Below are 8,483 nucleotides of genomic sequence, written 5' to 3'. Positions count from 1 at the left end.
CGCCCCCTCCGCCCCCTCGCCCCCTCGCCCCCTCCGCTCCCTCCGCTCCCTCCGTCCTCGTACGCCCAGGAGTCCCGTGTCCCCCAGCCGCCCCGCGCGCGCTGCCGTCGGCGCGCGCGCCGCTGCCGGTGCCTTCGCCGCCGTGGCCGCCGTCCTGCTGCTGGGCGGCTGTGGCGACTCCGGCGGCCTGGTGAGCACGGGCGCGACACCCACCGCGAGCGGCCCGACCCGGCTGTGGCCCGGTGAGCCGCCCGCGTCCTCTCCCGCGTACGACTACGGCGAGGCCGAGACGGAGGTGGTCAGGGGCATCAGGGCCCCCGGCGAGGACATCCACAAGGTGGACCCGCTGGCCGTCGTCCGCGCGGAGATCGCCGCGCACCCCGAGGTGTACGCCGGGTCCGGGGCCGTCTACGGGGGAACGACCGCGCGCATGGCCGACTGCGGAAAGGGCGGAACGGACGGCGCGGCCGACACGAACGACCCAGCCGCCACCGCCGACACGGAGCCACCGGCCGACACGAACGACCCAGCCGCGACCGTCGGCACGGACACGGACCGAACCGCCGGCACGGACCGAGCCGCCGGCACGAACACCGACCGTGCCAAGTGCCCCGTGCTCAAGGCCTACTACCGGGACCTCACCGGCGACGGGCGCGACGACATGGTGCTCGGCTTCCGGCTGTTGCCCGGTAATCAGACAGCGGTGCGGATGTACACCTTCCAGGCGGACCGACTGGTGCAGGTGCTGGCCAGCGACGACGCCGTGCTCGCGGTCGAACTGGCCGGCCCGACCGTGATCATCCGCTCCCCCGCGGGCATCGTCGGCTACGAGTACCGCACACAGTGGACCTGGGACGAGGACCAACTGGCGATGCTGCTGACCCGGGACGAGATCCTGCGCGTGGGCGGATCGGCGAAGCCGTCCCGGTCCTCCGCCTCCGTCTCCCCCTCCCCCTCCGCCCCCTCCTCGGTGAGGCCCGGGTGAGCGCCACGAGGCCCACGGGGCTCACGAGGTCCACGAGGCCCACACGGCCCGGGCGGAAACGGTTCGGCCTGCCCCGGTGGGCCTCCTCGCTCACCTGGAAGGCGCTGGCGTTCATCACGGTCATGTGCTGCGGGCTGGCCGCACTCCTCGGCGCCCTCGTCCATGTGTCGGTCACCAACCGGACCGTGAGCGACGCCCGTTCCCGGGCCCTCGTCCGGCTCGACGAGGCGGCACAGGCGTACGAGGCGGGGAACCGGCTGCCGCCCGATTCCGGCATCGACCCGCGAGGCCTGCCGGGGGAGCTCCGCGAGCTGGCGGTGAGCGGGCAGCGCGGCACGATGGTCGGGGTCGTCTCCGGGGTTCCCTCGATGTGGGCCGCCGCCCCCGCCGACGGCCGTGCCCTCGCCGTACGGATCGACTACGCGCAGAGCGCGGCCACCATCGAGAACCTCGACCGGGCCATCCTCGGCTCCTCGGCGCTGGCGATCGGGGTGACGCTGGTCGTCGGCGCGCTCGGCGTCAGCGGGGTGACCCGGCGGCTGCGCACGACCTCCCAGGTGGCCCGGCGGATCAGCGCGGGCGACCTGGACGCACGGGTCGGCGACCCCCGTACGACGGACCCGGCGCGGTACCGCGACGAGGTGGCCGCGGTGGCCACCGCGCTCGACACCATGGCGTCCACGCTGCAGCGGAAGCTGGTCGGCGAGCAGCGGTTCACGGCGGACGTCGCGCACGAGCTGCGTACGCCGTTGACCGGGCTGCACGCGGCGGCGGAGCTGCTGCCGGCGGGGCGGCCGACGGAGATGGTGCGGGACCGGGTCGCCGCGTTGCGGACGCTGACCGAGGACCTGCTGGAGATCTCGCGGCTGGACGCGGGGAGCGAGCGGCTGGACGTGGACGCGATCCGGCTCGGACTGCTGGCCGAGCGGGTGGCCGCGCACGCGAGCGGCGACACAGAGGTGCGGGTCGTGGAGGACACGTGGGTGGAGACGGACCGGCGGCGGCTGGAGCGGGTGGTGGCGAACCTGGTGGCCAACGCCCATCACCACGGGGCGCCTCCGGTGGTGTTGACCGTGGAGGGGGCGGCGGTGACCGTACGGGACCACGGGAACGGGTTCCCGGACTATCTGGTGACCGAGGGGCCGCAGAGGTTTCGTACCGAGGGTGTCGGCAAGGGGCACGGGCTGGGTCTGACGATCGCGGTGGGGCAGGCGGAGGTCCTGGGGGCGCGGCTGGAGTTCGAGAACGCCCCGGAGGGGGGTGCTCTGGCCGTTCTGCGCCTGCCCGCGCCCTGATGGCCCATCGAGAAAGGCGCCCTCTCTCCGCTCCTCCTAACGTGGCGAACAGTCAGCCTCGCCCCCTTTTTCCTGGAGGAGCATCAGATGTCCCTGCGGATTCTGCTCATGCGGTTCGGTATAGCCGCTGCCGGTGGCGCTCTCCTGGCGTACGCCGCCACGACTCCCGCCGCCGGTGCCGAACAGGAGGACCCCCGGAAGAGCGAGCAGATCGTCGACGGCGAGGTCGTCGCCCGGGCCGGCCTGGTCCTGCGCAGCGCGCCGACCCGAGGGGGTTCGGTCATCCGGGTCGCGCACTACGGCGAGATCATCAAGATCTACTGCCGGGCCGAGGGCCAGAGCGTGGACGGCAGCCGGCAGTGGTACCTGCTCGTCGACGGGACGTGGGCCTGGGGCTCGGCCCGCTACATCGCCCCTTTCAAGGCGCCACGCTGGTGCGACGCCTGAGCGACAAGACACACAAGGCAGTGCATTTGGGTAAGTTCCGGTCATGACCACCAAGGCCGGAACGACCCTGGCGGCGGATCCCTCGGATCCGTCCCCGCCGCCCGCCGTACGCCTGCTCCGGCGCCGAGGCGTCGAGCTCACCCTCACCGTCGCGGCCGTCCTGCTCTCCGTGTACGGCTACTGCGCCGTCGGTCTGGCCAAGAACGGCACCGTCCCGCCCGGCGCCGCCGACCACGGCGCCGGGCTCGGCGTGCTCGCGCTGCTCGCCCATCTGGTGGTCCGGCTGCGGGCGCCGTACGCCGATCCGCTGCTGCTGCCGATCGCGGTACTCCTCAACGGCCTGGGCCTGGTGCTGATCCACCGGCTCGACCTGGAGACCCCGGCCGACCAGGCGGCGCCCGCTCAGCTGAACTGGTCGACGCTCGGGGTGGCCCTGTTCATCACGGTGGTGGCGCTGCTGCGCGACCACCGGGTGCTCCAGCGGTACGCGTACGTCTCGGTGGTGGCCGCGCTCGCGTTGCTGGCGCTGCCGATCCTCTTCCCGCCGGTCAACGGGGCCCGGATCTGGGTACGGATCGCCGGGTTCTCCATCCAGCCGGGCGAGTTCGCGAAGGTGCTGCTCGCGCTGTTCTTCGCCAGCTATCTCGCGGCGAACCGCAGCGCGCTGGCGTACGCCGGACGTCAGATCTGGCGGTTCAAGCGCCTCCAACTGCCCACCGGGCGGGTCCTCGGCCCGATCGTCACCATCTGGCTGCTGAGCGTCGGCGTCCTGGTCCTGGAACGGGACCTGGGCACCTCCCTGCTGTTCTTCGGCCTGTTCGTGATCATGCTGTACGTCGCCACGGGCCGCACCGGCTGGATCGCGGTGGGACTGCTGCTGGCGTGCGTGGGCGCGGTCGCCGTCGGCTGGCTGGAACCGCACGTCCACAGCCGCGTCGAGGACTGGCTGCACCCGTTCGCGTCGATCGAGGCGGGGCAGGGGGCCAACCAACTGGCCCAGTCCCTCTTCGCGTTCGCGGCCGGCGGGCTGCTCGGCACGGGGCTCGGCCTCGGCCACTCCGTCCTGATCGGCTTCGCCGTCAAGTCCGACTTCATCCTGGCCACGGCCGGGGAGGAGCTGGGTCTGGCCGGACTCTCGGCGATCTTCCTGCTCTACGCCCTGCTGGTGGAGCGCGGCTACCGGGCCGGCCTCGCCCTGCGCGACCCCTTCGGCCGGCTGCTGGCCACCGGCCTGGCCTCGATCATCGCCCTCCAGGTCTTCGTCATCGCCGGCGGTGTCACCGGCCTCATCCCGCTCACCGGCATGGCGATGCCCTTCCTCGCCCAGGGCGGTTCCTCCGTCGTCACCAACTGGGTCATCGTGGCCCTGCTGATCCGGCTCAGCGACTCCTCCAGACGGCAGTACGCCCCCGGGCCGCCGTCCGGGGACCCCCATGGGGGCCCGGAGGGCCGGAGCGCCCTGCGGGAGGGGCGGAGCGCATGACGAAGTACATCCGCCGGGCCGCCGCCCTGTGCGCCCTGCTGCTGTTCGCCCTCCTCGCCAACGCCACCCGTGTGCAGGTCGTCCAGTCCCGGGCCTACGACGCCAATCCCGCCAACCGCCGTCCGGAGATCGCCCGTTGGGGCCAGCCGCGCGGCGACATCGTCGTCGAGGGACGCCCGGTCACCGGCTCGACGGACACCGGGGAGCAGCTCCGCTACGAACGGACGTACCGGGACGGCCCGTTGTACGCACCGGTCACGGGCTTCGCCTCGCAGGTGTACGGGACGACGTTCCTGGAGCACGCGGAGGACTCCGTCCTGGACGGCAGCGACCCGCTGCTGTCCTTCCTCCCCCTGTGGAACGACATCACCCGCGACCAGAACGCCGGCGGCGCCGTCGTCACCACGATCCAGGAGGCGGCCCAGCGGGCGGCCTACCTGGGCCTCGGCACCCGCCGGGGTGCTGTCGTCGCGCTGCAGCCGGCCACCGGTCGCGTCCTGGCGCTGGTGTCCCGGCCGTCGTACGACCCCGGAGCGCTCTCCGGCAACGGCCCCGCGGCGGCCGCGGCGTGGGAGCGGCTGAACGGGGACGCGAGCAGGCCGATGCTCAACCGGGCGGTGCGGCAGACCTATCCGCCGGGTTCGACCTTCAAGGTGGTGACGGCCGCCGCCGCGCTGGACACCGGGGTGGTCGAGGACCTCGACGCCCCGACGCGCTCTCCCGACCCGTACACCCTGCCGGGCACCACGACCTCCCTCTCCAACGAGGTCGAGGGGTGCGAGAACGCCTCGCTGCGTTATGCCTTCGAGTGGTCCTGCAACACGGTGTTCGCGAAGCTGGGCGTGGACGTCGGCCTCGACGCCATGAAGGACACGGCCCGTGCCTTCGGCTTCAACGACCCCGGCCTGCGGATCCCCTTCTCGGTCGCCGCCAGCAGCTTCGACACCGAGATGGACCGGGCCCAGCTCGCCCTCTCCTCCATCGGCCAGTACGACACCCGGGCCACGCCCCTGCAGATGGCTCTCGTCACGGCGGCCGTCGCGGGCGGGGGCTCGGTGCGGTCGCCGTACCTCGTCGAACGCACCACCACGGCGGGCGGCCGCACGGTCGCCGGCTCGGGCACGCACCCCCTCCGCCAGGCCATGAACCCCACCACGGCGCGGCGGCTGCGCGACCTCATGCGTGGCGTCGTCGAGGACGGCACCGGCGCCAACGCCGCTCTCCGCCACGCCACCGTCGGCGGCAAGACGGGCACCGCCCAGCACGGCCTCGGCAACTCCGGTACCCCCTTCGCCTGGTTCATCGGCTGGGCCCAGTCCGACGACGCGGTCGAACCCCAGGTGGCCGTGGCGGTGGTGGTGGAGGACGCGGAGGCGGTACGGGGCGACATCAGCGGGGGTGGTGACGCGGCACCGATCGCGAGGGAGGTGATGAGAGCGGTGCTCAAGGCTTCCGGCTGAGGGCAGCGCGCTCCGAAGGGGCGCGGGGAACTGCGCGAGAGGCCCCACCGGCGCGCCGTACACACGAGCACAGGGGCACAGGGGCATGACCACCAGCTGAGATAAGCCGTGTCGTCGCCGAAGCCACTCGGCCTACCGTTCGCCCATGACGACCGCCGCGTACGAACTCGCCCAGGTGAACATCTCCCGCCTCCAAGCCCCGCTGGACTCCCCCCAGTTGAAGGACTTCGTCGACGCCCTCGACCCGGTGAACGCGGTAGCGGACCGCGCCCCCGGCTTCGTCTGGCGCCTGCAGAGCGACTCCGGCAACGCGACCGACATCCCCGTCCCCGGCGACGAGTGGCTGATCATCAACATGTCGGTGTGGCGGGACACCGACGCCCTGACCGCCTTCATGTACCAGGGACAGCACCGGGAGCTGATGTCCCGCAGGCGGGAGTGGTTCGAGCGGCTGAGCGAGGCGATGACCGCCCTGTGGTGGGTCCCAGCCGGTCGCCGGCCCACCGTGGCCGAGGCGGAGGAACGGATCCTCCACCTCCGCGCCCACGGCCCGACCCCGTACGCGTTCACCCTGCGCACGTCGTTCCCGGCGGGACCGGCGGAGCCGAGCACGGGGCCGAACGTCCTGCCCGAGGCTGAGCCGGCGTCGAAGCCCGTCGCGCCGGACGGGGTGCTCAGCTGATCGGCTGCCGGAGTTCGGAGCGGACCTGGAGGGTGCGCTCCGCGAAGGCCTCCACGTCGACCTCCGACGCGTCCTGCCCGACGCTCTCGACGCTGAGCTCCGCGACGGACGCCCCGGTGTTGCCGTCGGCCCAGGCGCACATCGGGTAGGTGATCTCGCTGCCGGCCTGGTCCTGCGTGACGACCTGGCAGCTGATGGTGAGGTCGTCGCCGCCCGGGGTGTAGTCCCTGGGCGGCACGACCACCTTGATCGAGCTGACGTCGGCCGCGCCCTTCAGCATGTTGTCGCGGGCGGCGTCGGTGTTCTTGAACCGGCCGTACATGCCCGAGACGATCAAGGCACCCTCGGCCCCGCCCTTCTGGGGTGCGTACTGCGCGACGGCGGCCCTGACGTCACGCGCGTCCCAGGCGCCCTCCGCCTCGTCCTCCACCTGCTGCCCCGTGCTGTCGGAGAGGTCCTGGGCCAGCTTGTACTCACCGTCGAGGACGGTCTCGGGCAGGGCCAGCTTGTACTCGGCCTCCGGGAAACCGCTGGTGCTCTGCGTCCCGACGACCCACAGACCCAGGGCCCCGACCACCACGAGGCCGACGACCCCGCCGACGATCCCGAGGACGAGCCCCACGCGGCTCTTCGGCGGCGGCGGGGGCTGCCACCCGCCGGGATGGGGCGCACCGTACTGCTGCGCCTGCGGCGGGTACTGCTGCGGCACGTGCGGGTGCTGACCGTACGGCTGTGGCTGCGGTGGCTGCGGTTGCGGCGGGTACGGCTGCTGACCGTACGGCCCCTGGGGCGGCTGCTGCTGACCGTAGGGCGGCTGGGGCGATGGAGGCATGGACACGCCAGCACGTTACTGCACAAGTCACGCGCAAAGGATTGACGGCCTTGCTGACAAGTAGTCTCATAAGCCGTGACCGCTGGTAACTCCCTGAACTCCCGTACGAGGAGCTGCGACAGCCATGACTACGGTGACCTCGCTGGATTCGACGAACCCCGAGTCGGAGGCGGAGGTGCTGCGCGACGCGCTCGGGCTCCTCAAGGACCGGGAACAGGTGGCCGAGCGGCTGCTCGTCTCCTCCGCGAAGCACTCCTTCGACCCCGACAAGGAGCTGGACTGGGACGCCCCCTTCGAGGAGGGGAAGTGGTTCTGGCCGCCGGAGCTGGTGTCCCTGTACGGGACGCCGATGTGGCGCAGGATGTCGGAGGAGCAGCGCATCGCGCTGTCCCAGCACGAGGCCGCGGCGCTGGCCTCCCTCGGTATCTGGTTCGAGATCATCCTCATGCAGCTGCTCGTCCGGCACATCTACGACCGGGCCGCGACCAGTGCGCACGTGCGCTACGCGCTCACCGAGATCGAGGACGAGTGCCGGCACTCGAAGATGTTCGCCCGGCTGATCAGCAAGGGCGGCACCCCGTACTACCCGGTGAGCCGGCTGCACCAGAACCTGGGCCGCGTCTTCAAGACGATCTCGACGACGCCGGGGTCCTTCACGGCGACGCTGCTCGGCGAGGAGATCCTCGACTGGATGCAGCGGCTGACCTTCCCCGACGAGCGGGTCCAGCCGCTGATCCGGGGTGTCACGCGGATCCATGTGGTCGAGGAGGCGCGGCATGTGCGGTACGCCCGTGAGGAGCTGCGCCGCCAGATGGTGACCGCTCCGCGGCTGTCCCGGAGCTTCACCCGCGTCACGTCCGGCGAGTTCGCCCGCGTCTTCTCCGTCGCGTTCGTCAACCCCGAGGTCTACGCGAACGTCGGCCTCGACCAGCGGGTGGCTGTCGCGCAGGTGCGGGCCAGTGGGCACCGGCGGGAGGTCATGCAGACCGGTGCGAAGCGGTTGACGGACTTCCTGGACGACATCGGGGTGCTGCGGGGGGTGGGGCGGCGGATGTGGAGGTCGTCGGGGCTGCTGGGGTAGGTGTTTCGGGCGCCTGGGAGCTCGGGGGTTCGGGTACGTCGGCGGGTGCGGCTGGTTCGTGGTTGCTCGCGCAGTTCCCCGCGCCCCCAAAAGACCAGGCCCTGCGGGCCTGAAGACGGCGGGGCAGCGGGGTGAAAAGCACGGGGCGCAGCCCCTGCTTTTCAGGGGCGCGGGGAACTGCGCGAGAAGCCCCACCGGGCCGGCGGGCGCCCGACAAC

The 8,483-nt window shown here is 72.2% G+C and carries 9 protein-coding genes; 8 read left to right on the top strand and 1 reads right to left on the bottom strand.

The genetic code is table 11. The annotated features are described in order from the left end of the window. Positions 1–76: 76 nt before the first annotated feature. From P1P70_RS35420 to P1P70_RS35395, 6 genes are all read left to right on the top strand, one after another. Positions 77–985 (top strand): hypothetical protein, encoded by a 909-nt coding sequence (locus P1P70_RS35420; RefSeq protein WP_319245147.1) that lies wholly within the window; start codon positions 77–79, stop codon positions 983–985. Continuing rightward, entirely contained in the window at positions 982–2,280 is a 1,299-nt protein-coding gene (locus P1P70_RS35415; protein ID WP_413471622.1) for an ATP-binding protein, read from the top strand. The genes P1P70_RS35420 and P1P70_RS35415 overlap by 4 nt, the downstream gene beginning before the upstream one ends. An 87-nt stretch (positions 2,281–2,367) precedes the next feature. After that, positions 2,368–2,727, top strand: coding sequence for an SH3 domain-containing protein (locus P1P70_RS35410; protein ID WP_319245146.1), 360 nt, complete (start codon positions 2,368–2,370; stop codon positions 2,725–2,727). A gap of 43 nt (positions 2,728–2,770) precedes the next feature. Continuing rightward, positions 2,771–4,210, top strand: coding sequence for an FtsW/RodA/SpoVE family cell cycle protein (locus P1P70_RS35405; protein WP_319245145.1), 1,440 nt, complete (start codon positions 2,771–2,773; stop codon positions 4,208–4,210). Beyond that, positions 4,207–5,670 carry a penicillin-binding transpeptidase domain-containing protein gene (locus P1P70_RS35400; RefSeq protein ID WP_319245144.1) on the top strand — a complete coding sequence of 488 codons (1,464 nt, stop codon included), beginning with the start codon at positions 4,207–4,209 and terminating at the stop codon, positions 5,668–5,670. Before P1P70_RS35405 ends, P1P70_RS35400 begins: the two co-directional genes overlap by 4 nt. 145 nt (positions 5,671–5,815) lie before the next feature. Next, the gene (locus tag P1P70_RS35395; RefSeq protein ID WP_319245143.1) at positions 5,816–6,352 is read left to right on the top strand and encodes a DUF3291 domain-containing protein; all 537 of its coding nucleotides are present in this window, start codon (positions 5,816–5,818) and stop codon (positions 6,350–6,352) included. Here P1P70_RS35395 and P1P70_RS35390 read toward each other — a convergent pair. Continuing rightward, entirely contained in the window at positions 6,345–6,974 is a 630-nt protein-coding gene (locus P1P70_RS35390; RefSeq protein WP_319245142.1) for a hypothetical protein, read from the bottom strand. The genes P1P70_RS35395 and P1P70_RS35390 overlap by 8 nt on opposite strands. Before the next feature lie 39 nt (positions 6,975–7,013). On the opposite strand from P1P70_RS35390, the gene P1P70_RS35385 reads away from it, so the two are divergent. Then, complete coding sequence (locus tag P1P70_RS35385) at positions 7,014–7,229, top strand: hypothetical protein (RefSeq protein WP_319245141.1); 216 nt, start codon at positions 7,014–7,016, stop codon at positions 7,227–7,229. A gap of 79 nt (positions 7,230–7,308) precedes the next feature. After that, complete coding sequence (locus P1P70_RS35380) at positions 7,309–8,265, top strand: diiron oxygenase (protein ID WP_319245139.1); 957 nt, start codon at positions 7,309–7,311, stop codon at positions 8,263–8,265. Positions 8,266–8,483 lie beyond the last annotated feature (218 nt).

The sequence above is a fragment of the Streptomyces sp. MB09-02B genome (assembly GCF_033794485.1).
In the GTDB taxonomy this organism is placed as follows: Bacteria; Actinomycetota; Actinomycetes; order Streptomycetales; family Streptomycetaceae; genus Streptomyces.
The sequence above is the reverse complement of the archived record's forward strand: the minus strand, read 5'-3'. Positions and strand labels throughout refer to the sequence as shown.